Genomic DNA, 23,576 nt, shown 5'->3' on the forward strand with positions numbered 1-23,576 from the left:
CTAGAAGGTCAACCACTTGTTCCGCGCGGCTCTCTGGAGCCTCTTGATGACCTCCACCTTGTTCTTGTGACTGCCGCCGGTGAAGGTCTCGTCCACTTCGCCGGAGGAGAGGTGTTCATCGTTGTTGAGGGCCCTGGTCAGGGCGGCCATGTTCTTGAACGTCCTGGTTCTCCGCATCCGGACGATGCGCTCGGCGAAGTACATGCTGATGCCTGTCGCCCTGCGGATCGCATGCGCGTCTGCGCTGTTCACGTTGGCGGAATGCGGCGCATGGTCCTGCTGTTCAGGCGGCGGCATGAAATTGCGCGGCCAGGTCACCGTGGCCGGGTCCCGTTTCCAGTGGCTGCCGGTATAGCTGTATCCACCCCACATGACCTTGATGGAACTCGGAAATCCGGGGAAGGTGTCATCACTGTAGTAGGAGATATTGACGTCATACCAGATCATGTTGTTCAGCTTCCCCTTCCACCTGGATTTCCGCACCTCCTTGCCGAGGGCCCGGGCCGCGGGGTGTTCCACGGCAATGGCGGCTTCCTTGTTCTGAGCCCCGCGTGCGGGTACCAGGTTGGAGGTCGTCGCGTCGCCTCCCAGTGGCGCGGGAAGCAGATGCATGCGCACCCATTTGCCGCCCGCGCTGTACGGCTTTCCGTCTGGGTCGCGCTCGTCGGCCACCATGTCCCAGCCGACGGGCAGGGCGTCCGGCGACTCGTCTGCTTCCGTACCCCTCTTGAGGGGTTCGTGAATATGGTGCGCCTTGAAACTCGGCGCTTTCACGGGGCCATTCGTGAAGGGTGGGAGTTTCGTCGGCGGCAGAGCGGGCTGGGTGCCTTCCGGGGCTGTGCGGTAGTCGATGTGGTCCCCCGTGTCGGTGTGTCCATTGGTGACGGGCTGACTGGGGTTCAGGCGTGCCGTGATGGTGAATTCTTGGTCGTTCGACTTGCTGAGGGCTGTGAGCCGGTAGTGGGCCCGCAGTCGTTCGCGCATGGCCTGGTGGTCCGACTCCGCTATGCCGCGCTCCAGCTTCGCGTTGATGACGGGTCGGATGCGGGCCACTATCTTGCGCAGCCGGTCGCTCTTCGACTCCTCCGAGTTCTCTTCCTTCTTCCTGTTGTCCTTCTCCGGCTTGGACTTGGGCCGGCCCGGCCCCGCCTTCTCCGGTTTCGGCCTGGTCTTGTCGCCGCCCTTCCTGTCCGGCCTGCCCTTCGGCTTCCCCGGGCCCTTCTGGTCCGGCTTGGGCTTCTTGCCGTCCCCGTCCTTGTTCTTGGGCTTGTCGGCGTCCTTCGGCTTCGCCGGATCCTGATCCTTGGGCCTGCCCGTAGCGTCCTTGTCGCCGTCCTTGGGCCTGTCGGGGCCCTGCTGGTTCGGCTTGCCGGGCGCTGACTCGTCAGCCTTCGGCCTGGTCGTGCCCTTGTCGTCCATCGGCTTGCCCGGGACGTCGTCCTTCGGCTTCGGCTTCGTGTCCGGCTCGGGCTTCGGCCTCGGCTTGGGTTCCGGCTTCGGCTTCGGAGCCGGGGTCGGGCGCGTGTCCGGCTTGGTGTCGGGGTCCTTGTCCGTCCTCGGGCGGGCCGGCGTGTCCTGGTCCGTGGGTTTCTTCGTGTCGACGGGCTTGTCCGACTTGGGCTTGGCCGGAGTGGTGTCCCGGTCCTTGCCCGGTGGCACCGTCGTCCGCCTGTTCGGGTCCGCCTTCGGCTCCGGCTTCGCGTTCGGCTTCGTGCCGGGGCCCGTGGCCCTGCCCGGCTTCGGCAGGGTGTCGGCGGAAGTGGGTCGGGCCGGCTTCCTGTCGGTCGGCTTCGGGTCGTCGCCCTGGCCGGTCTTCGGCTTGTCGCCGCCCTTGTCCGGCGTGCCGAGCTTCGCCGCCACCCCCTTCAGGCGGCGGCCGACCTTCGCGACGTACTTGCCGATGCCGCTCAGCAGCGCTTCGTAGGCCAGTTCCAGGAGTGCGACGATGCCCGCCGCGACCGCCTTGGCGAAGAGGACGCCCGCGCCGCCCTGGCGGACCGCCTTCAGCCAGTCGAGGACCGCGCCGATCGCGCGCAGGATCTCGCTGAGGGCACCGATGGCCGTGCGGATCGCGTCGATGACCGCCATGACCCAGCCGGCGCCGGGAATCAGCTTGGCGATGACCTTGGTGATGACGATCTCGCCGATGATGAAGGGGAGCTGGGGGACGATGGCGTCCCACGTCTCCTTCACGATCTTCTCCAGGGTGTAGCCACCCTTGATCAGCTTGTCGAGGATCGCCTTCGGGATGCCGATGATCTCTTCGATCTTGGACTGGAACCACGACTTCACCGCCGCCTGGACCTCGCGGAACAGGTGGTTCTTCGCACCGTCCACGGCGGAGTTCTTCGCGCCGCTCAGCCAGCCGCCCGGGTCGGAGAGGAAGTCGACGGCGATCATCATGAACTCGCCGAGGCCGGCCAGGAGTTTGGAGGCGTAGTCGAGAACCGTCTTGACCGCGTCCACGACCGCCTTGACGACGTCCTTGAGCATCTTCTTGAGGATGTTCAGGATGTCGCTCAGCAGTTTCGCGATGGCGTCCAGCAGGTCGGAGATGATCTGCTTCAGCCGTGCCGCGAGTTCGGTGACGAACGCGATCGCCGCCGCGATGAGGTCGGTGATGAACTTCCGGATGCGGTTCGCCAGTTCGATGACCGCCCGGACCATCGCCTTGGCGAACTCGATCAGATCGTTGATCAGGTTCTTGACCGTGTCGACGATGAACTTGCGGGCCTCGTTGATCCAGCGCTCGGCGTTCTCCTTGAAGTTCTTGATGAAGTTGACGACCGCGTCACGCGCCTCCCGGATGATCCGGACGATCGCGTTCTTGATCTCGATGACCTTCTCTTTGAGCCATTCGAAGGCCTTGGTGACCCAGTTGCCGGACTCCTTGGCGGCCGTGTCGGTCTTGTTCTTCGCGTCCGACTCCGCCGTGGTGGCCTTGTCCTGGATCTTCTTGTCGCTGTCCTTCTTCTCCTGCTCGACGTCGTCGTCGGTCTTCTTCTCCCGCTCCTCGACGTCCTTGCGCACCTTGTCGTGCTTCTCGGTCTTCTTCGTACCGAGCTTCTTGAGCTCCTCGTCCTGCTCGGTGCGCCAGTCGGCGCGCTGCGACGTGACCTCGTCGAGGGTCTTCCCGCGCTCGCTCGTCTGCGCCTCGGTGTTCTTGCCGACCTCGCTGTCGACCTTCTGCTTGTGCTTCTGCTGCGAGTCGCGGAAATCCCTGTCCTTGGTCTGGCGGCCCTCGGACATGCCCTTCTGACCCTGGCTGAAAGCCCGTTGGAACTCCGGGCCGCGGTCGTGCTCCGCCACCTCGGATGCCGCCTCGGCCGGCACGGCCCCGGTCCCCGCGCCCTCGGTCCCGGGCACACCGCCCTGGCCGCCGCCCTGCCGCCCCGGCACCTTCCCCTTCAACTGCTCCTTGGGAGCGTTGGGATAGACCTGGTTCTCCCCCATCGGGCGGGCGGCGTCGTCCTTGCCCGTCGCGACGGTCTCCTGGCCCTTGCTGTCGACCGCGGCGCCCTGCTCACCGGCCGTCTGCTCGGCGGCGCCCTGCATCTCCACGCCAGGCGCGTTGCCGGCCTGGGCCTGCTTCAGGGCTTCGTCCTTGGTCGGCAGTCCGGCGAACTTGGCCGCGAGCTCCTGCGGGTCCACCACCGGTTCGTCGGCGCCGAAGAGGCTGGTGACCCCGTTGACGATCTTGGCGCCGACGAAGCCCAGCGCCATCTTGAAGGTGTCCCAGCCGCCGGGCTCCTCGGCCTTCTCCGCCTCGATCTGGCCCTCGGGCTTCTTCTCGCCCGTGACCTCGGCCTTCTCGTCCTTGGGCGCCTCGGACTTCTGCGCCGGGTCCTGCGAGTACTGCGCCGGGGCGTCGGCCTTCGGCTTGCCCTCCAGGGTCTGCGGCGCGCCCGCCGGCCGCTGCATCGACGGCGGCGCGGCGGCGAGCTGCTGGTGCTCGTCGCCGACCGTGCGGTCCACGGCGCCGCCGACGCCGCCCATCGCCTGAAGTGCCTTGTGCGGCTTGAGCTTCGATGCCGTGGAGAGACCGGCCTCGGGGGAGACCTGGGAGAGGTTCGGCGCGGGTGCCGAGTCCTTCTTCTTGCCCTTGCCGGACGCGGACCCCTTGGCACCACCGCCGACAGCACCGCCCCCGCCCCCGCCTCCGCCGCGCGGTGCCTTGGGCACGGGCGCGGCCTTGGGCTCCGGGGCCTCCTTGGAGGCCTTAGGAGCGCTCTTGGGCGCTGGCGCCGGAGATTCTTTCGGAGCCGGCGCGGCCATGGCCTCCGGCGCCTTCGTGGACGGCGCGACCGGCGTCGCCGAGTCCTCGCTCCGCGTCGGCCCCGCGTCGGGTGACCCGCTCTGCGTCCCGCCGGCGGCCTCGTTGCTCGCGCCGCCCGGGGTGTCCGCGTTGGAACCGCCCGAGAGGTGTGTGTCCCGTGCCGGGGAGGGCGACTTGGCATCCGCCGACAGCTCCTCGCCGCCCGCCGGGCCGGCACCGCCCTGCGCCTGGCCGGCGGAGGCGCTGCCCCCGGACGCCGCGTCCGGCTGCTTCTGCTCGCCCTTGCCCGCGGTCTCCGGCGCCGCCGCCGTACCGCCCGCCGCCTTCTGGGACTGCTTCTCCTGCGCGCCCTGGTCCTTGTCGCCCGCGGCCCGGGTGTTCTGCTCCTCCTTGGCGGCGGTCTCCTTCTCCGCACCGCCGCCCTCGGAGTCGCCGGGGGCCTCCTGCACCGTCTTCTGCGCGGCGACGGGCCCCGCCTTCGGGTCGTCTCCGCTCTTCGGGTCCTTCGTCGGTGCGCCGGGCCCGGGCCGGGACCCGGCGTCCCGGTCCGCCGCCAGGCCGCCGAGCAGGCTGTCCCCCGGGCCGCCCTCGGTCTCCACCGACGGCTCGGGCTCCGTGGGCGCCGCGGCGTCGTCCTCCTCCGGCTCCAGCTCGGCCGCCTCGTCCTCGGCGTCCTCCGCGTCACGTTCGGCCTGCACCTTGTCGGCCTTGGTCGCGGGAGGAGCGGGGAACGACGGTACGGGCTGCCCGCCGGACGAGGACGGGTCGAGCTTGTCCGCGCTCGGTACGCCGGACACGTCCGGGTCCCGCTCCGGCAGGAAGTCCTCGGGCTGGAGCTTGACGTCCCAGGCGCTCTTCTCGGCGCCGACGTCCACCTCCGACTGACTGCCCGAGCCGAACGGATCGTCCTCGGCGGTCTCCTCGGGCCCTTCGAGATCCTGGTTGCGTACGCCGTCGAGCCGGCTCGTCCTGCCGGGCAGCTCGGTGTCCTTGCCCGCCGCCGTGACCGAACCCGCGGGCTTCTCCTTGCCGCCCTTGTCCTCCTGCTTCGGCTTCTGATCCGCCGTCAGCTGCTCGGCCGCCCCGGGGCGGTTCCTGGCCGCGGGCTCCTCCTTGCTCGCGGCGGCCGCGCCCTGCTGGCTGGTCTCCTCCTTGCCCTCCGCGCCCTGCTCGTCCCGGCCGCCCTGCTTGTCCCCGCCGCTGTCCTGCTTGCCCTCCTGGGCACCCGCACCGGACCCGTCGGACTTCTGCTCCCGGGCCTGCCCGGCTGCCCCGGCGGAGGCGCCGGCCGGCTCGCTCGTGGCAGCGCCCGGGCTCCCGGCCCGGCCCAGTTGCTGCTCCTGCGATCCGGCCGGCGCGCCCTCCTGGCGCCCGGCCGATTCGGACTCCCGTCCCCCGGCCGCTTCGGATTCCTGCCGCCCCCGCGGCGCTCCCCCACCCTGCGGCGTACTCCCGCTCTCCGCGGTCCCGCCGTTCTGCGGGGTGCTGCCGGGGGCGTTCTCCCCCTCGGCTAGGTCCTTCTCCGGTCCGGGTGCCAGGGCCGGCCGCTGAGCCCGGGCCTGCTCCTCCTCGACGGTGCGCTCCTCGCTCTCCCGCTCCTGCCGCAGTTCCTCCGCCGCGTCGGGTTCGACGGCCGGGGCGTCGAGCGGCGGACGTTCCGCGTCACCGCCGAGCGCCGCGTCGGCCTCGATCTCCTCGACGAGGTCCAGCACCTTGTCCTGCTCCGAGCCGAGCAGCCTGTCCTCCAGGCGCTCCAGGACCCGGTCGAGCAACTCCTCAGGAAGCCGTGCCAGTTGCTGCCGCGTACGCTTCGAGAGGTCTTCCGGGTCGGCGCGCAGCGACCGTACGACCGAGTTCGCCAGGCGATCCAGCATCGTCGCCGGATCGATCCGTTCCAGCCGGTTGCGGTCCGCGTCCACGGTGGCGTACCGCAGCCAGCCCGGCGTGGCCTGTCCCGTCTCCAGCTCCGGGGCGCCCGAGGCGGACGGGTCGTTCCCCGCGGACTCCGGGCGCGCGAGATCCCGAGCGACGGACTCGGCCTCCTGCTCGATGGCCTGCTGCGGCAGGCTGACCGCGCCGAGTTCGCGCCCGGCCCGCAGCGCGCCCAGGCCGTGCGGGTTCTGCACGGTGTGCAACAACTCGTGGGCGAGCAGGCGTCGGCCGTCCGTGGTGCCGGGGCGGTAGGCGCCCTCTCGGAAGAAGACGTCCTGGCCGACCGCGACGGCGTCCGCGCCGAGCAGCTCCGTCAGCTGCCCGGCCTCCGGCCCGGTGTGCAGTCGTACGCGGCTGAGGTCGTGGCCGAGCTGCTCCTCCAAGTCCCGCCGTACGCCGGCGTCGAGCGGCTGGCCGGCGCCGCTGACGATGTTCTTGGGCTCCGGGCTGCGGGCCTTGGCCGCCTTCTCCCGCCGCTTGCGGCGGCGCCGTTCGGCGGACTGCTCGGAACGGGAGTCCTGGGTCTGGGAGGCGCTCATCGCGTCACCTCCCCGCGGCCGGAGAGCCCGGAGTGCACGGCGCGCGCCAGTTCCTGGCCGAGCCGGCGCGAGGAGAGCCCGGCGGGCAGCGACGGCAGTCCGGACAGCGTGTCCATGGTCAGGGCGCCGTCGGCCGCCAGCGGCACGCCGTGTTCGCGGACCAGCCGGTCGAGTTCACGCTCGAACGCGGCGGAGACCCGGTCCGGGTCCACGCGGAAGCCGTCGAGGACGAGTTCGCCGATGTCCACCCGGATCGCGCGCGGCGCGTGACCCCCTTCGGGGGACCGGTCCCTGCCCGCGTTCCTGCTGCTGCCGTCCCAGCTCACACCCATCCGCGAACCTCCGTCGGCGTCAAGGAGCGCTCCAGCTTCAGGTATTCGGTCCGGGCCGCCGCGGCCATGTGCCGCATCTGGAGCGCCTCGCCCTCCTCGGCGGCCAGGAACGCCCCGGACAGGGCGATGTTGCGGATCGAGCCGCCCGCCACGGTGAGCTGGGCGAGCAGCCGGGGGTCGAGGTCCTTGACCGGCGCCTGCGGCGGCAGCACGCGGCGCCAGATCTCGGCGCGCTCGTGCTCGGCCGGGAAGGGGAAGTCGACGACGAAGCGGATGCGCCGCAGGAAGGCGTTGTCCAAGGCCTTCTTCATGTTGGTGGTGAGGACGGCGAGCCCGCGGTAGGCCTCCATCCGCATGAGCAGATAGCTGACCTCGAGGTTGGCGTACCGGTCGTGGCTGTCCTTGACCTCGCTGCGCTTGCCGAACAACGCGTCGGCCTCGTCGAACAGCAGCAGCGCACCGCCCGCCTCGGCGGCGTCGAAGACACGGCGGAGGTTCTTCTCGGTCTCGCCGATGTACTTGCTGACGACCTGGGAGAGGTCGATGACGAACAGGTCGAGGCCGAGTTCCTTGGCCATCACCTCGGCGGCGAGGGTCTTGCCCGTGCCGGAGCCGCCCGCGAACAGCGCGGTGACACCGAGGCCGCGGCGCAGGGTCTGTGCGAAGCCCCACTCCTGGTGGACGGTGGCGCGCTGCCGCACATGGGCGACGATCTCCCGCAGGACGCTGGTCTGCCGCTCGTGCAGCACCAGGTCGTCCCAGCCGGCCTGCGGTTCGATACGGCGGCCCAGCTCGTCCATGCCCATGCGGGCCTCGTCCAGACCGGCCCGCCAGGCCAGCTGTACGGCGTCCAGCTCGTCCTCGTAGGGCAGTTCACGCCGTACGGTGGCGGCGGCGGAGCGCACGACGTGCGGGGGCAGCTGGAACTGCGCCACCAGCGACCGCAGTTCGCCGTCGTCGAGGTCGGCGACGTCCTGGAAGGCGTCCGCCCACAGGCCGAGCTGCTCGTCGTCGTCCAGGCGCGGCACGGACACGCGGGTGCCGTGCGGCCGGTCGCTGCGGCGCGGGTCGGCGCTGGACACGACGACGGGTACGGCGGCACCGGCCAGGAACGCCTCGGTCGCCGCCTGCTGGTCCCGGTCCAGCTCCCCGGCCTCGACCAGCAGCGCGGCGGGCAGCAGGATCGCCTCGCGCTGCCACAGCCGGGCGAACCGGTCGCGCTCGGCGGGGTCGGTGGGAACGTCCTCGGCGCTCATCGTGTACAGGCCGAGTCCGGCGCGTGCGGCGCCCGCGGCGGCGATGTCGGCGCGGCTGCGCAGGTCGCCGCCGACCAGCTCGACGAGCAGCGGCGCGTCCGGCCGGGCGCCGGCCGCCCAGCCCGCCGCGACCCGGCTCGCGGCCAGGTCGTACGACGGCGGCAGCCGGTCCGGTACGGGGGCGCGGCGCGCCTGGCCGTGCAACCGGGTGTCCAGGTAGGGCGAGCCGAGCAGGAAGTGCAGGATGCGCTCGTCGAGCCGGAGCCGGGAGGTCGTCAGCCGTGTGTCGTCGTCCAGCTCGACGATCCGCCAGCGGCGCAGCGGCGACACGGGCGTGAGGGCGCTCCAGTGGGGTTCCGCCAGGGCGGCCAGGGCGAGCGAGAAGGTCGGGTGGACCCGCTCCGGGTCGGCACTCGCGGCGGCGCAGCGGGCGGCGGTCGTGGGGTCCAGTTCCTGGGCGGCGGTGAGCACGACGAGGTCACGCTCGAAGGGGGTGAGGCCGAAGCAGGTGACGAGGGCGTCGAGGGCAGTGGTTCCGGGACCGGCGGCGGTGACCGGGGTGGCTCCGGCCGCAGCACGGGCATCGTCGTGGGCCGGCACCGAAGCTGCCCCGGGTGCCTCGCCGTCACCACTCCTGGCCCGCTCCGCATGCGCGTCGACGCGGGCCAGGACGCGCCGGATCTCGGCGGTCAGCGTCGGTCCGCCGCCGTGTGCGGCGGCCGCCCGCGGCTCCCGCAGCTCGTGCGAACCGTGCGCTCCCATGTCGTCTCCTGCCCCCGTCGCTGCCATGTGCCGCCTCAGCTCTCCGCGTCCTCGCCGCCGGACTTCGTGTTCCTCGTCTCCTCGGCGGGGGACTTGGCGGTCTTCTTCGCGGTCCTTCGGGCACGCGCCGGAGCCTTGGCGGCGGCCTTCACCGGGGCCTTCGCGGGCGCCTTGGAAGGAGCGGCCTTCGCAGGGGGTGTGCTCGCCTCCCGCACGGGTTCGGGCTCCCCCGCCCCGGACCGCACGCTCGGCTGGTCTCCCCCCTCGGGGAGCTTCGGCGGCACCGGCGCGCCGGGCGCCCCGAACGGCAGCACCCGCACCTCGGGACGCTCCACCGGCTTGCCCGGCACCGGGACTTCGCGGCCGTCGATGAACACCAGGGCTGCCTGGTAGACGACCGACAGCGTGTACGGCGTCTGGTGGAGCATCCCCCACAGCTTCGACGTCTCGTCGATGTCCATCACGGTGGGCGTGAACCGCACCCGCTGCGCCGCCTCGGCCAGGTTGCTCCCGGACAGGTGGGCGCGTTCGCCCGCCAGTTCGATGATGTCCTTGGGCAGGACCGGGATCTCGTGCAGCGTGCGCACGACCGACCCGATGAGCCGCTGCCCGACCAGCTCCGCCTCCTCGCCGTAGGCGCTGATGACGTAGTGCAGGTCGAGCGGCGCGGCCGCCCGCCGGACCAGGGTGCCGTCGGCGGCGCGGGTGGGCAGGTCGGTGTTGCGCTGTGAGGTGTTGGGCGTGACCTGGTACAGGAACACGGTGATGGTGGGCTCGGTCGGCGGGTCGGCCGGGGGCTTGCGCGGCTCGACCTTGACCGCGATGTCGATGTCCGGGGGCAGGTTGGTCTCGATGAGCAGGGCGAGGGCCTGGGTGACATGGGCGATGGCTAGTGCGTTACTCATGGCGTCGGTTCCCCGGTCCCTCTGGTCCTGTCCTCGGTCCCTGTCGTCCTGCTCGTCCCGCCGGCCGGCAGCGTCGTCCAGCTCGTCCTGCCAGTCGGTCGGGTCGCCCAGTTGCTCCCGCCGCCCGGTCGCGTCGTCCAACTCGTCCCGCCGGCCGGTCGGATCGTCCAGTTCCTCCCGACGCCCGCTCGCGTCGTCCTCACTCGCGCCCCCTCGCCAGGTAGTCCGCCAGGCTCACGGCGGCCCGCGGGCGCTCCGCGTCCCGTGGCCGGGGCCTGCCGCCACCGCCCTGGTGCGTTCCGCCCGCGGTCACCTCCAGGCGCCCGATCTGCACCTGCACCACCTGCTCGGTCTGACGCCCGGGCCGCCGGGCCGCCGCCTGCCGGACGGCGTCCCGGGCGGCCGCCGTGTCCGCCGCGCTGGGGAGCAACGCGGCGGACACGGCGGCGGGGGGAGCGGCGCCCGTACCAGGGGGGGTCGGCACGGACGCCGCGTTCGTGGTGGCCGCCCGCTCGGTACGGCCCCTGCCCGCCGCGCGGCGCGCGGTGTCCGGGACCGGCCGCAGCGCGGGGCCCGTCGGGGTGACGGGACGCAGCAGCGGCCCCTCGGGCCCGGCCGGCGGGGCCGGACGAGGCCCGGCTTCGGCCGGCTCCGGGGCCCGCTCGGTCCGTACGACCGTGCGTTCCCGTTCCGTACGGACGACCTCGCGGGCCGCCGGGCGTGCCAGGTCCGGCCGGGCGGCGGCGGCCGGGGCGGCGACGGGCCACAGCGGCTCGGTGCCGTCCGGGTCCGGCGCACCGCCCCGTACCGCTTCGACCCGTTCGAACGGCCCGGCCAGCCGCGGCCGTACGCGCACCACGCCGGGGCGCTGCGCGGCGGGTGCCGCGTGCCGGGCGAGCAGCCGGTCGAGGAAGTCGGGCTCCGGGCGATCGTCCCCAGTGGACTCAGACATCCGCACACAGCTCCAGGTAGTAGCGGCGCCGCAGCGGGCTGAGCGCCAGGATCTCCGGCTCGCTCCAGCCGTACGCGGTGGCGAGCAGATGGACGTCGAGCAGGAGGTCCCGGGCCCAGGCGTCCAGTTCGGTCCACAGGAAGGAGGCGATGTCCAGCTCGGCCCGCGTGCCCTCCCGGCACTCGGGGCAGGCGACGTTGAGCGTGACGTCGCCGCCCGGGTCCGCGGCCCGGGCGGCCTCGGCGATCCGGCGCTGCACGGCGGCGGGCAGCGTGTCCGCGGACACGGGCTGCCCGCCGTGTACGGCGGTGACCACGCACCGGGCGAGCAGGGCCCGGCGCGGGTCGGTGTCCCGGGCCGCCGCCGTCAGGTCGGCGACGCCGGGCACCCGGAACTCGACCTCCCAGCCGTCCTCGGCGACCCGCACCAGCGGATCGCCCCGGTCGGCCAGGGTGCGGGCGAACTCCCCGGCGTCCAGCTCGAACTCCATGTCCGCGCCGCACGCCGCGCACTCCAGGCGTACCTGCATCCGCTCGCCGAACAGGGCCCGGCGCAGGGCGAACAGGTCCGCCTCGCGCTGCCCCACCGGCAGCGACAGCAGCGCCTGCCGGTCGCCGCCCAGGTCCGGGCGGGCGGCCCCGTGCAGCAGCAGGGCCCGCCCGGCCGGGGCCCGGTCCAGCCCGGTCTCCCAGGTGGCCAGGAACTCGGCCGCCTGTGTGATGGCCATGCCTCCCCCAGTCCCGCGCTACGCCGGGTTCAGGAAGGAGGGCTCCTCCGGCTCGGGCACCTCGTAGTCCCGCTCCCAGCCCTCGCACTCGAGCTTCAGCGACTGGATGGCCACCGCGTTGGCGTTGGCGTCCAGTTCGCCGAGGACCTGGTACTCACTCGGCCAGGTCCGGTACAGCTTGTGGGAGACGGCGACCTGGCCGGCCTCGTTGAGGACCTGGATCACGATGTCCTTGCGGAAGTCCGCCAGGGACACCTCGGAGCCGAGGCCCGCGCCGACCTGCCAGACCTTGTTGGCCCAGCGGTCGAACTCGGGGTCGTGCGTGACGCCGCGCTCCAGGGTGATGCCCTCGAACTCGGAGCGGCCCGGCGACTTGCGCGGGGAGGACGGGTCACCGCCGTGGCGGTGCTTGACGACCTCCGTCGTCCGCTTCAGCGGACTGATCTTGCTGATACCCGCGACCGTCCGACCGTCCCACAGGACCAGGAACTTGAAGTTCTTGTACGGGTCGAAACGATGGGCGTTGACCGTGAACTCTGCCATCGAAAATGTCCTCAGGGGTTCCTAGGAGCGTTCCTCAGAGCGCGAACTGCCCGGACGTCTGCTGGATCTTGACGACCACGAACTCGGCCGGGCGGACCGGCGCGATGCCGACGAGGACGTTGACGATGCCGTTCTCGATGTCCTCGGTGGTCGTGGTGTCGCTGTCGCACTTGACGAAGTAGGCGTCGCGGGGCGTGCCGCCCTTGAAGGCGCCCTGGCGGAAGAGGGTGTGCAGGTACGAGGAGGCGGCGAGCCGGATCTGCTGCCACAGGTTCTCGTCGTTGGGCTCGAACACCACCCACTGGAGGCCTCGCTGGAGGCTCTCCTCGACGTGCAGGGCGAGCCGCCGCACCGGCACGTACTTCCACTCGCTGTCGAGGGCGTCGGAGCCCTCCAGCGTGCGCGCTCCCCAGACCACCGGGCCGGTCACCGGGAAGGTGCGCAGGCAGTTGACGCCGAGCGGGTTGAGCAGGCCGCTCTCGCGGTCGGTCAGGTTGACGGTGAGCGAGTGGACGCCGGCGAGCCGGGCCTCGGTGCCGGCCGGGGCCTTCCACACGCCGCGCTCGGAGTCCGTACGGGCGATGACGCCCGCGACCGCGCCGGACGGCGGGAAGGAGCGCAGCCGGCCCGTGAGGGGGTCGGTGAGCTGGAGGTGCGGGAAGTACAGGCCCGCGTGGTTGCCGCGCACGGCGTCGAAGGCGGCGAGCCCGGCCCGGGCGGTGTCGACGCTGACCCAGGTGCCCGGCGCGTCGACCAGCAGGAAGATCCGCCGTTCCTGGCACAGCCGCTGGGCGGCCGAGACGACGGTGACGGCGTCCTCGGTCTTCTCGTACGCGGCGAGTTCGGGCAGTACGAGGAGGTTGACGTCGGCGACGCCGCGCAGCGCCTGGATGCCGGACTTGTCGGCTTCGGAGCCGATGAGGTCGCGCGGTCCGGGTGCCTCGCCGTCCTCGCCGCCCTCCAGCGGGAAGACGGGCGGGTTGACCGAGGCCTCCAGGCCCAGGTCGTTGGCGCACTCGCCGAGGAAGCGGACGACGTCCTCGGGATCGGTGGAGCCCGCGACGACCTGGACGCGCCGGCCGAAGGCGGTGACCTGCACGCCCGCGAAGGCGTGCTTGCCGGGCGCGTCGGGCAGGGCGCGCAGCTTGCGCTCCAGCAGCAGCGCCAGCTCGGCGACGGAGCGCGGGGCCTCGCCGTCGCAGTCGGGGTCGTAGAGCGTGAACTCCCGCTCGACGTCGCCGATCTTGACGGTGAGGTCCACGGCGAGGTCGGGCAGTTCGTGCCCGAACGGCTTGGAGACGGTGCCGGACGGGTCGGGGCGGCCCTCGCCGACGACCTCGACGCGGATCAGCCGGGAGCCGGCGTTGACGACGGTCTGCACGTACCGGCCGTGGGACGGGTCGGTGGACAGGCCGGTGAAGCTCTCGCGGGCCTCGCCCTTGGCGTCGTGGACGCGCAGGTTGAAGGTCTCGTCGGGGCGGGGCGTGTCGTAGTCGACGGCGACGCGCAGGCCGTTGCCCCACACTCCGGGTTCCCTGGCGTGCACCTTGAGGACGTCGCACTCGCTGTGGCCCTCGGTGGACTCCAGCGTCACGCCGGCGGCCTTGCCGCTGCCGGCCTTGGCGACGCGGACGATCACGGCGACGGTGCCGCCGTTGCCGAAGAACTGGTGAACGGCGTAGCCGACGGCGCTCTGGGCGCTCAACCCCCCGAAGCGGCGCTCGAACTCGGTGAAGCTGGTGACGCGGACCGGCTCGTTCAGCGGACCGCGCCGGGTGTGGCCCACGAACGCGGTCACCGAAGTGGTCAGGGTCGAGATGGTGCGGGTGCTGCTGGGAAGCTCTTCGACGTAGACGCCGGGATACGTCGGCTTGGCGGCGTTCACTGCACTCATCGGCATTCCCCCTCCTATCCCTGTCTCGGGCACCGGATGAAGGCACCAAGAGAGGAGGGAGAGACGTTGCGGCCGTGCGCGAGGACCTGGCCCCCGCCCGTCGGCGGTGGACATGCGCGCACCTCATCAGTTCCCCCGTCAGTACCCGCGCGTTCGGTCGCACGGGTCAAGCAGCTCGCTTGTGACTCCTGATGCTCAAGTGCTCAATCCACCTTGCTGCGTTCGGAGTTGACCGAACAAGACGGGTTCTGGCCAGCACGGTAGGAGGTTTTGTGAAGGCAAAATTCCGCGATCCGCACATCCCGCCCGCGCGCCCTCGTGGACTGGTCCACACCTCCCGCACAGCGGCGGTGATCGCCGGGGGGAAAGCATGCCTGGGAGACCCCGCATTTCCGGCACCGGCGTCTCATCCGCCCGGCGCGCTCCCCGGGTCCTCCGCCAGTCGTCCATCCCGCGATGGCCGGTTTCAGCGGGGCGGCATGGACGCGCACGGAGTTGATCGATGCCTTACGGGATCCACCTTCGAGTGCCCCCTTTCGACCGGGACATGCCCGACCCAAACGCCAGGCCGCGCCACCCCTTCCAGCACGTAGAAATATCTACGAACATGGCCACTGCCGGACCGGCACGCGGAGCCCGAGGCTCCGCGGGTCACCGGCCCGTGTCCAGCGTGCGCCCGTCGGGGCGCGACCGACTGTGCCTGGGGTGGCCATGCAGAGCGTGATGTGGAAGCAAGCCGTCGAGTGGCTCGCGGCGGCCGCCCGGGACCCTCAGGAGTGCAAGCGGGAGTGGGACTACGGCACGGGGACGGTGCTCGTGGAGGCGGGGCGGTACTGGGACGTGCTCAGCGTCCCCGACCAGCTCGGGCTGCTCGCGCTGGACTGCCTGTGGCGCGACCCCTTGAAGGTGCCCGGGCCCACCCTGGTGGACAGCGCGGCACGCAGAGTGGGCTTCTTCCTGCCACCCGACCCCGTCAGCGAGTGGGTCGGTTCCGGTGTCCGGCACGTCGGCCGGGGCTCCTGGGTCGCCGTGCCGCCGCCGTACCGGCCCGCCGGGCGCCTGGAGTGGCTCGTCCCGCCGGACGGCACGGGCAGCCTGCACGCCCCGGGCACGCTGGAGTCGGCCCTGCGGGAGGCCACCGAGGCCCTCGCCGTGCTGGCGCCGGTCAGCTCGGAGCACGCGGTGGCCGACTGCTGGTGAGGCGGGTGCCGTCGGGGGCGGCCGTCCCCGGGTGCCGGCCGGCGGTCCATGTGGTGAGGGCGGCCCAGGTCTCGCTCGCGGACGGCGCCGCGAAGGAGACCCACTGGCCGTCCCGGTGCTCCGGGACCGCGTGGCCCCTGGCCCGCCATTCGGCGACGAGCGCCGCGTAGATGGGCGGATGCCCCCCGTAACCGCTGGTGAGTTCGGCGAACGACCGGGGAGCGGCGTCGTTCCCGACAGGGCGCCGCGCCGTCTCAGTACTGTCCATGCCCGGGCAACGCGACGCGGCGCACCGGTGGTACGCGGGCCGGGCCCCGTCCGTCGGGTCGAGTGAACCCGTCACCCGTACGGCGGCACGCGGGCACCGGACAAACATCCAGTCAGGCGGTCGTCCGTTCAGGGCGGGGGCGTTCCCGGGCCCTGCGCACTCCTGCGGCTCGCACGCATTCCGACGCTCTCCTCGACCCCGGCCGTACGCATCCGGTAACACTGACCTCAGACCGTGGACCCGGCCGGCACCGCGCCCGGAACCGATCCTCCCGGTACGACGTACGACGGCAGGGAGAGGCCATGTCACAGCGCCCTGACCTCCGGCAGCGCAGGGCCGTGCTGGAGCACGAGTGGTCCCGCTGGGTGCCGCGCCTGAGCGTCGCGGGCTCGCGGCCGGGCGGCAGCGCGGCGTTGCGCCACGAGGTGACCGAGTCCTGGGCGCGCTCGCTGAGCAGCGTGGACCCCGGGCGGGACAGCGCCCCGGTCGCCGACGGCGGCACGGTGCACCAGCGCTGGACTGCCTCACCGCTGTACCGGCCGGTGTCGGGCCTCGCCGGAGAACTGCGCAGCATCGCCGAGGACGCCGGGTTCGTCACGGCGGTCACCGACGAGTCCGGCACCATCCTGTGGACCTGCGGCGGCCCGACCATGCGCCGCCGGGCCGAGCGCGTCAACTTCGCGCCGGGCGGCCGGTGGGACGAGCAGGCCATGGGCACCAACGCCCTGTCCCTGGCCCTGCGCACCGGCCGTCCCAGCTCCGTGTTCTCGGCCGAGCACCTGGTGTCGGCCCTGCACGGCTGGGTCTGCTACTGCGCCCCGGTGCACGGCCCGGACGGCCGCGTCCTCGGCGTACTGGACCTGTCCACCACCTGGGACCGTTCGCACCCCCTGGCCATGGCCACCGTACGCACTCTGGTGTCGAGCATCGAGGCCCGCATCACCACGGAACAGCCCCGCTCGGGACAGGTACGGCTCACCTGCCTCGGCGCGGAACACGCCGCACAGGCCATACGGGAGGGACGGCCCGTCCCCCTGCGCCCCCGCCAGTTGGAGATCCTCACCCTGCTCGCACTCGAACCCGGCGGCTTCTCCCCGGAGCGGCTGCGCGCCGCCCTGTACGGCGACCGGCCGGTCACCGCGTCCACCTTCAAGGCGGAGATCTCCCACCTGCGCCGCGCCCTCGGCGGCGGCATCTCCCCCCGCCGCTACGCCCTGACGGTCCCGGTCTCCTGCGACGCCGCCGATGTCCTGCGCGCCTTGGAGCAGGGCGACACCGACACCGCCCTGAGCCTCTACGGCGGCCCGCTGCTCCCCCGCTCCGAGGCACCCGGCATCGAGGAGTGGCGCACCCGCCTCGAAGTGGCCGTACGGGAGGCCGTCCTGGCGAGCACCCGCCCGGAACACCCCCTGCGCTACGGCGAACGGGCCCCCTACGACGCGGAGATCCACGAACACGCGCTGCGCCTGCTCGGCCGGGACGACACGCGCCGAGCGATCGCGCGGGGCCGCCTGACCGCGGCCCGGCGCGACTGACGGCCCGGCGCGGCTGACGGCACGGCGATTTGCGGCGCGTCACGGCGCCAACCTTGCGCCAACCTCCCGGGAGCACAGTGAGGCAGTCACGACGGCGTGAACCGTAACCCGCCCGTCATCTCACGGAGGAGAGCCGCCATGGTGTACGCGCAGCCCGGAACGGACGGCAGCATCGTCACCTTCGCCCGCCGCTACGACAACTTCATCGGCGGCGACTGGGTAGCCCCCGTCGAGGGCCGCTACTTCGAGAACCCGACCCCCGTGACCGGCAAGGTCTTCTGCGAGGTCGCCCGCTCCTCCGCGGCCGACGTCGACCTGGCCCTGGACGCCGCGCACCGGGCGGCCGACCAGTGGGGCCGCACCTCCACCGCGGAACGCGCGCGCGTCCTCAACCGGATCGCCGACCGCATCGAGGAGAACCTGGAGAAGATCGCCGTCGCCGAGACCTGGGAGAACGGCAAGCCGGTCCGCGAGACGCTGGCCGCCGACATCCCGCTGGCGGTGGACCACTTCCGGTACTTCGCCGGCGTCGTCCGCGCGCAGGAGGGCAGCATCGCGGAGATCGACGCCGACACCGTCGCGTACCACTTCCACGAACCGCTGGGTGTGGTCGGCCAGATCATCCCGTGGAACTTCCCGATCCTCATGGCCACGTGGAAGCTGGCCCCCGCGCTGGCCGCCGGCAACTGCGTGGTCATCAAGCCGGCCGAGCAGACGCCGGTCAGCCTCCTCTACATCATCGAGCTGATCGCCGATCTGCTCCCGCCGGGCGTGGTCAACGTCGTCAACGGCTTCGGCGTGGAAGCGGGCAAGCCCCTGGCCTCCAGCCCGCGCGTGGCGAAGGTGGCGTTCACCGGCGAGACGACGACCGGCCGCCTGATCATGCAGTATGCGAGCGAGAACATCATCCCCGTCACGCTCGAACTGGGCGGCAAGAGCCCGAACATCTTCCTGCCCGACGTGATGGCCGCCGACGACGACTTCCTGGACAAGGCGGTCGAGGGCTTCGTGATGTTCGCCCTGAACCAGGGCGAGGTCTGCACGTGCCCGTCCCGTGCCCTGATCCCCTCGTCGATCTACGACGACTTCATGGCCCGCTGCGTCGAACGCACCCGGGCCATTCGCGGCGGCGACCCGCTGGACCCGGACACCATGATCGGCGCGCAGGCGAGCAACGACCAGTACGAGAAGATCCTCTCCTACCTGGACATCGGCCGGAAGGAGGGCGCCGAACTGGTCACGGGCGGCAACCCCCGTGCGGTCCCGGGCCTGGAGGGCGGCTACTACATCGAGCCGACGATCTTCCGCGGCACCAACGACATGCGGATCTTCCAGGAGGAGATCTTCGGCCCGGTGGTCTCGGTGACGACGTACGACTCCGTCGACGAAGCCCTGAAGATCGCCAACGACACCCTGTACGGCCTCGGCGCGGGCGTCTGGACCCGCGACGGCAACACCGCCTACCGCCTGGGCCGCGAGATCAAGGCGGGTCGGGTGTGGACCAACTGCTACCACGCGTACCCGGCGCACGCGGCGTTCGGCGGCTACAAGAAGTCCGGCATCGGGCGCGAGACGCACAAGATGATGCTCGACCACTACCAGCAGACGAAGAACCTGCTGGTGAGCTACTCGCCGAAGAAGCTGGGCTTCTTCTAGACGCCCGAAGTCAGGCGCCTGACGTGGTCTAAACACCCGTCAGGCGCCTGTCGCCCAGTCGATTCACGACTCCGCTACGGGGATTCGAAAAACACGGCTTGGTTCTTGCCTGCGGTTTTGGCTCGGTACAGGGCGATGTCAGCGTCCCTCAGCACTTCTGCCGGCGTGGTCGGCCTGGTGATGCTCCGTGCTCCGATGCTTGTCGTCACGTGAACCGAATGGCCATGGGCGAGGGTGAAGGAGTCCTTGAAGGAGTCGAGGATCCGCATCGTGTAGTCGTACAGTGCGCTCGCGCCCACGCCTTCCACGAGCAGTGCGAATTCGTCCCCGCCGAGCCTGACCACGATGTCCTGCTCGCGGACCCTTCCTGTCAGCCGCCGTGCGACGTCGATGAGCAGTTCGTCGCCGGACGGGTGCCCCAGCGTGTCGTTGACTTCCTTGAAGCCGTCGAGATCGAGCATCAGCAGTCCGGCGGGGGAAGTGGCGGAGCACCGGCCGAGAGCGGATTCCAGGCGCTCGTCCAGCAGCGTTCGATTGGCCAGACCCGTCAACGGGTCGTGGGTCGCCCGATGGCTCAGCTGCTTTTGGAGCTCTTCCTGCTCTCGCAGTGATGCTGCGAGGTCGTGGGCCTGCGTCCGCGCTTCGGTGGCCCTGCTCTGGGCGTACTGGGCCAGGAACGCGATGCGCAGCACCAACAGCAGCGAAAGGGTCGCCAGCATGCCGACGACCACCGTGACGCTCACGGGCTGGTACCGGATACCCCCGACATTGGCCACCACGATCAACGGCCCCACCAGGATGAGCGCGATCAGGATCGACAGTCGCTTCCGGGGCATGCTCTCCTTGCCGTCCGACAGTTGTGCCGCACGGCCGACCGACGGGTGCAGCGCCGCAGCCCCCAGCAGGAGGGACGAGACCATCCACCCCACTTCGGACACGTCTTCCGCGATCGCGGTCCCCGTCGTCGCCGTCGTTCCGTAGTAGAGGCCGTCGGCGGCGAGGAGGGCCAGCAGCCATCCGGTGCACAGAAGAAACGACGGAGTACGCTTGCCGGTGGTGAGCATCAGCCGCGCGGCCATGGACAACAGCACCAGGTCGGCGACGGGATAGGCGATGGACACCGCGAGTGGCCACGCGGACAGCTCGCTGCGCAGGTAGGGGGCGATGATGAACGCCCACGCCAGAATGCAGAACCCCAGCGTGACGATTCCCGCGTCCAGCAGCCCCGCCCAGTGCAGACGGCCTGACTGCTGCCGGGCCAACGTCACCAGGCCCGCGGCGAACAACAGGTAGCTGCCCAGGTACAGCATGTCGGCCACACCCGGGAACGGAACGTCTGCGTCGCGGACCTGGTACATGCCCCAGATCGCGTCCGCCACCGTGTACGGTGCCATGGCCGCCGCGAAGAGACACCACGGAACGAACGATGGGGGCCTGTTCCTGGTGAGTCCCATTGCTATCGCGAAGACGACCGAGGCGGCCACCAGCACGGGCAGCATGTAACGCGCTGGGGAGGAAGTGACCAGATAGAAGACGATGATCGTGGTCCCTGCTGCCGCATACGCCCAGACCGCCGCATCACGGCGGGCGGGCGACAGGACTTGGACCTTGCCCACAGGTTCTCCTTCCCTCCTCCGGCCCGTACGCGCCCGGGCGGCGGTGTGCGGACGGCTCCTCAACCAGGTTCGTGGCCGGGAGTTGGGGAGCGGAGCGTCTCGAGAGTGCGACAGGTGCGGTCGAGTTCGTCCTGGAGGCGGGGAGCCGTCTCTGCCAGTGAGGCCGGGTGTCCGGCACGCGCGTGCTCTTCCAGCTCCTGGCAACGGGCGGCGAGGCCCTCGGCACCCATGTTGCCGGCGGCACCTCTGAGGCTGTGTGCCTGATCTGCGATCTCCTGCGTGTCGTGGCGGTCGAGCGCGTGGAAGAGTGCGCTGGTCATCTCGGGGGCCCGGACGAGGAAGTGGTCCACCAGCCTGTCCACCAGTTCGTGCTCGGCCGGGGTGCCGGCGCCGCGTAGTTCGTTCAGCCGCTGTTCGATGGATGCGCGCAGGTCATCGTTGTCCGCCTGTGGGTCGGCGGGGCGGACCCAGTGCGCGAGGGCTTGCTCCAGGTCGTCGGCGCTGACGGGTTTGGAGACGTAGTCGTCCATGCCCGCGGCCAGGCACCGTTCCCGGTCCTCGGCGAGGGCGCTGGCGGTCATGGCGATCACCGGCAGGTGACGGCCGTGGTCCCGTTCCCGGCGGCGCAGTTCCCTGGTGGCGCTGTAGCCGTCCATCCGGGGCATGTGACAGTCCATGAGCACGGCCTGATAAGTGTGTTCCGCGGTCATGCGCAGGGCCTCGGCGCCGTCGGCGGCGGTGTCCGTGCTGTAGCCGAGTCGGGTGAGCATGCCCTGGGCGACCATCTGGTTGATCTCGTTGTCCTCGACCAGCAGGAGATGGCCCCGGTGGGCGGGCCGGGGCGTGCCGGGGGCCTGCGCTTTCGGAGCCGCTCTGGCCACCGGCGTTGTCCGGGTGGCCACTTCGACCAGGGCGTCCAGGAGCTGCGACTGGTGGACGGGCTTGGACAGGCTCTGGGCGATCCCGGCCGCCTGCGACTCGGCGGCGGGCGGCGGGGGGCCGGAGGTGAGCAGCAGCAGCTGCACGCGGGCGAAGTTCTGATCGGTGGTGATCCGGCGGGCGAGTTCCAGGCCGTCCATGTCAGGCATGTGCATGTCGACAAGGGCGAGGTGGAAGGGACGACCGGCGGCCTCTGCCTCGTGCAGGGCCACCAGTGCCTGGGGGCCGCCGGCGACCACGGCCGGCTGGATGTGCCATCTGCGCAGCTGCGTGTCGAGGATCAGCCTGTTGGTGTCGTTGTCGTCGACGACCAGGACCCGCAGCCCGCGAAGGATGTCGGGGTGTGGTGGGGCCGGGGGTTGTTCGGGGGCGTCGGGTGCGCGAACCGGTACCACGAAGGAGAAGGTGCTGCCCTGGCCGGGCAGGCTGTTGACGCCGATGGAGCCGCCCATGGCCTCGGTGAGCCTGCGGCAGATGGCCAGGCCCAGACCGGTGCCTCCGTAGCGGCGGGTGGTGGAGGCGTCGGCCTGGGAGAAGGCGTCGAACATCCGTGCCTGATCGGCCTGGGCAATACCGATGCCCGTGTCGGCCACCTCGAATTGCAGCCACGGCGCCTGCTCTGCGGGTGGCCGGGACAGGGCTGGGCGGGCACGGAGCACGACCTCGCCGGTTTTGGTGAACTTCACCGCGTTGGACGCCAGATTGAGCAGGATCTGCCGCAATCGGCCGGCGTCGCCGAGCACCATCGCGGGCAGGTCGGGATGGCAGTCGCTGAGCAGTTCCAGTCCCTGAGCCTGCCCGGTCTGCGCCACCAGCGAGACGACCTCCTCCACCAGCACCTGCGGGCTGAAGGCGACTTCGTCCAGTTCCAGTTTGCCCGCATCCAGCTTGGAGAAGTCCAGGATGTCGTTGATCAGCGACAGCAGTGCCGTGCCGGCGGCCTGAATGCCCTCGGCGTAACGTCGCTGCTCGGCATCCAGTTCGGTGCCCAGCAGCAGGTCGCTCAGCCCGATGACGCCGTTCATGGGGGTGCGGATCTCGTGGCTCATGGAGGCGACGAACTGCGACTTCGCCTGGGACGCGGCGATCGCCTGGTCGCGGGCCTCCGCCAGAGCGGCTTCGGCCTGTTTGCGCTCGCTGATGTCCCGGATGAAGGCGTTGAAGCAGCGCGCCTTCGCCGACTTCAGCCGCCACACCGCCAGTTCGACCGGGATCTCGTGGCCGTCGTGATGACGGGCGGTGAGTTCGACCTGACGGCCCAGCACATGAGCCTCTCCGCCGGCCAGCACCCGTTGCAGACCGGCCCTGTGCGCGGCGTGGTACCGGTCAGGAATGATCGTCTCCGTCAGCGGACGGCCCACCGTCTCGCGGTGGCTGAACCCGAACAGCCTCTCTGCGCTCAGGTTCCAGTCGATGACCAGGCCGTCCTCGTCGATGGAGACGAAGGCGTCCCGGGCGGTCTCGATGACCGAACGTGCCTGATCCTGCAACAGCCGCAGCGCTTCCTCCCTGCGCCGCTGGCCTGCCGCCTCACGGACGAACCCGCGTACTTCGATCGGCTCGCCCGCGGGTCCCCGCACCACCCAGGACGTCAACTCCGTCCACATCGAGTGCCTGTCGGCATGCCGCAGACGCAGACACACCGACACCCGGCCGTCGCGGAGCAGATCCCGCTCCGCCCACTCGAATTCCTCCACATCGGCCGGATGGACCCAGGACTCCAGCGACGTCCCCACGATCTCCTCGACCGGACGGCCCAGCAATGCCTGCCCCGCGGCGGACACCTCCTGGTAGACGCCCTCCATCGTCCGGCGGAAGACCATGTCCGGAGAGTTCTTGAGCAGTAGCCGAAACCGCTCTTCATCGTCGGTCGCATACTGCCTTGGCGTGGCTTTCGATTCCGGTTCCATCGTCCGCCTCCACATGTCAGGGCACGGCCACAAGGCGCGGCCGGGACCACCGAACAGACCGGTCGCGACGGTTTCGGTGCGGCGTGCGATGACGGAGATCAAGCGATCCGCTCGTCGGACATTTCCAGCAAAGAATGAACCACTGAAGATCGCAAATCGAGGAAGCGGACGCCGAGCCGGGGTTGCGGTCGGGCTATGGCCCTGGTAGCCCGGTTCCCAGGCACCCTCATGCCCATGACTTCCCGTGCCTTCTGACAGCCCTTCAGCTCGACGCGCAAGGACTGGTCCGCCCCTGCACGGCTGGACCCTGAGGTCCGGTCAGGGCGGGGCCGGC

General features: G+C 71.1%; 14 protein-coding genes. 3 read left to right on the top strand and 11 right to left on the bottom strand.

The features are described 5' to 3' along the window. The 8 genes from QC385_RS01645 to QC385_RS01680 are packed head-to-tail and all read right to left on the bottom strand — an operon-like array spanning position 1 to position 14,124. Positions 1 to 6,747, bottom strand: a complete 6,747-nt coding sequence (locus tag QC385_RS01645; protein ID WP_279539418.1) for an eCIS core domain-containing protein — start codon at positions 6,745 to 6,747, stop codon at positions 1 to 3. Next, positions 6,744 to 7,079, bottom strand: coding sequence for a hypothetical protein (locus QC385_RS01650; RefSeq protein ID WP_279539419.1), 336 nt, complete (start codon positions 7,077 to 7,079; stop codon positions 6,744 to 6,746). The genes QC385_RS01645 and QC385_RS01650 overlap by 4 nt, the downstream gene beginning before the upstream one ends. Beyond that, positions 7,070 to 9,097: an ATP-binding protein gene (locus QC385_RS01655; protein WP_279539420.1), complete on the bottom strand. Its 2,028-nt coding sequence runs from the start codon at positions 9,095 to 9,097 to the stop codon at positions 7,070 to 7,072. The genes QC385_RS01650 and QC385_RS01655 overlap by 10 nt, the downstream gene beginning before the upstream one ends. Before the next feature lie 35 nt (positions 9,098 to 9,132). Then, complete coding sequence (locus QC385_RS01660) at positions 9,133 to 10,143, bottom strand: DUF4255 domain-containing protein (RefSeq protein WP_279539421.1); 1,011 nt, start codon at positions 10,141 to 10,143, stop codon at positions 9,133 to 9,135. 58 nt (positions 10,144 to 10,201) lie between these two features. Beyond that, entirely contained in the window at positions 10,202 to 10,954 is a 753-nt protein-coding gene (locus QC385_RS01665; protein WP_279539422.1) for a hypothetical protein, read from the bottom strand. Further along, positions 10,947 to 11,681 carry a T4 family baseplate hub assembly chaperone gene (locus tag QC385_RS01670; RefSeq protein ID WP_279539423.1) on the bottom strand — a complete coding sequence of 245 codons (735 nt, stop codon included), beginning with the start codon at positions 11,679 to 11,681 and terminating at the stop codon, positions 10,947 to 10,949. Before QC385_RS01670 ends, QC385_RS01665 begins: the two co-directional genes overlap by 8 nt. Before the next feature lie 18 nt (positions 11,682 to 11,699). Then, the gene (locus tag QC385_RS01675; protein WP_004003113.1) at positions 11,700 to 12,224 is read right to left on the bottom strand and encodes a phage tail protein; all 525 of its coding nucleotides are present in this window, start codon (positions 12,222 to 12,224) and stop codon (positions 11,700 to 11,702) included. Between the two features lie 34 nt (positions 12,225 to 12,258). Then, a complete protein-coding gene (locus QC385_RS01680) occupies positions 12,259 to 14,124 on the bottom strand; it encodes a phage tail sheath subtilisin-like domain-containing protein (protein ID WP_279539424.1) in 1,866 nt (621 codons plus the stop codon). Between the two features lie 705 nt (positions 14,125 to 14,829). Between QC385_RS01680 and QC385_RS01685 the strand changes: the two genes are divergently transcribed. Then, entirely contained in the window at positions 14,830 to 15,318 is a 489-nt protein-coding gene (locus QC385_RS01685; protein ID WP_279539754.1) for a hypothetical protein, read from the top strand. On the opposite strand, the gene QC385_RS01690 is transcribed toward QC385_RS01685, so the two are convergent. Then, positions 15,284 to 15,586 (bottom strand): hypothetical protein, encoded by a 303-nt coding sequence (locus QC385_RS01690; RefSeq protein WP_279539425.1) that lies wholly within the window; start codon positions 15,584 to 15,586, stop codon positions 15,284 to 15,286. The two genes, QC385_RS01685 and QC385_RS01690, sit on opposite strands and share 35 nt — an antisense overlap. 302 nt (positions 15,587 to 15,888) lie before the next feature. Between QC385_RS01690 and QC385_RS01695 the strand changes: the two genes are divergently transcribed. Then, entirely contained in the window at positions 15,889 to 17,121 is a 1,233-nt protein-coding gene (locus tag QC385_RS01695; protein ID WP_279539426.1) for a GAF domain-containing protein, read from the top strand. Between the two features lie 138 nt (positions 17,122 to 17,259). After that, positions 17,260 to 18,777, top strand: a complete 1,518-nt coding sequence (gene adh / locus QC385_RS01700; RefSeq protein ID WP_279539427.1) for an aldehyde dehydrogenase — start codon at positions 17,260 to 17,262, stop codon at positions 18,775 to 18,777. A gap of 74 nt (positions 18,778 to 18,851) precedes the next feature. Here the strand turns inward: adh and QC385_RS01705 are convergent, their stop codons facing one another. Then, a complete protein-coding gene (locus QC385_RS01705) occupies positions 18,852 to 20,393 on the bottom strand; it encodes a GGDEF domain-containing protein (RefSeq protein ID WP_279539428.1) in 1,542 nt (513 codons plus the stop codon). Positions 20,394 to 20,452: 59 nt separating this feature from the next. Beyond that, complete coding sequence (locus QC385_RS01710) at positions 20,453 to 23,257, bottom strand: response regulator (protein ID WP_336621262.1); 2,805 nt, start codon at positions 23,255 to 23,257, stop codon at positions 20,453 to 20,455. Positions 23,258 to 23,576 lie beyond the last annotated feature (319 nt).

It is taken from the genome of Streptomyces sp. DH10, assembly GCF_029813805.1.
In the GTDB taxonomy this organism is placed as follows: Bacteria; Actinomycetota; Actinomycetes; order Streptomycetales; family Streptomycetaceae; genus Streptomyces; species Streptomyces coeruleofuscus.

Excerpts from the sequence above, each read along its gene's own strand:
- QC385_RS01680 (WP_279539424.1), bottom strand. The coding sequence starts at position 14,124 with ATGCCGATGAGTGCAGTGAACGCCGCCAAGCCGACGTATCCCGGCGTC.
- QC385_RS01695 (WP_279539426.1), top strand. The coding sequence starts at position 15,889 with ATGTCACAGCGCCCTGACCTCCGGCAGCGCAGGGCCGTGCTGGAGCAC.
- QC385_RS01650 (WP_279539419.1), bottom strand. The coding sequence starts at position 7,079 with ATGGGTGTGAGCTGGGACGGCAGCAGCAGGAACGCGGGCAGGGACCGG.
- QC385_RS01710 (WP_336621262.1), bottom strand. The coding sequence starts at position 23,257 with ATGTGGAGGCGGACGATGGAACCGGAATCGAAAGCCACGCCAAGGCAG.
- QC385_RS01655 (WP_279539420.1), bottom strand. The coding sequence starts at position 9,097 with ATGGGAGCGCACGGTTCGCACGAGCTGCGGGAGCCGCGGGCGGCCGCC.
- QC385_RS01675 (WP_004003113.1), bottom strand. The coding sequence starts at position 12,224 with ATGGCAGAGTTCACGGTCAACGCCCATCGTTTCGACCCGTACAAGAAC.
- QC385_RS01670 (WP_279539423.1), bottom strand. The coding sequence starts at position 11,681 with ATGGCCATCACACAGGCGGCCGAGTTCCTGGCCACCTGGGAGACCGGG.
- QC385_RS01645 (WP_279539418.1), bottom strand. The coding sequence starts at position 6,747 with ATGAGCGCCTCCCAGACCCAGGACTCCCGTTCCGAGCAGTCCGCCGAA.
- QC385_RS01665 (WP_279539422.1), bottom strand. The coding sequence starts at position 10,954 with ATGTCTGAGTCCACTGGGGACGATCGCCCGGAGCCCGACTTCCTCGAC.
- QC385_RS01690 (WP_279539425.1), bottom strand. The coding sequence starts at position 15,586 with ATGGACAGTACTGAGACGGCGCGGCGCCCTGTCGGGAACGACGCCGCT.
- QC385_RS01685 (WP_279539754.1), top strand. The coding sequence starts at position 14,830 with ATGCAGAGCGTGATGTGGAAGCAAGCCGTCGAGTGGCTCGCGGCGGCC.
- adh (WP_279539427.1), top strand. The coding sequence starts at position 17,260 with ATGGTGTACGCGCAGCCCGGAACGGACGGCAGCATCGTCACCTTCGCC.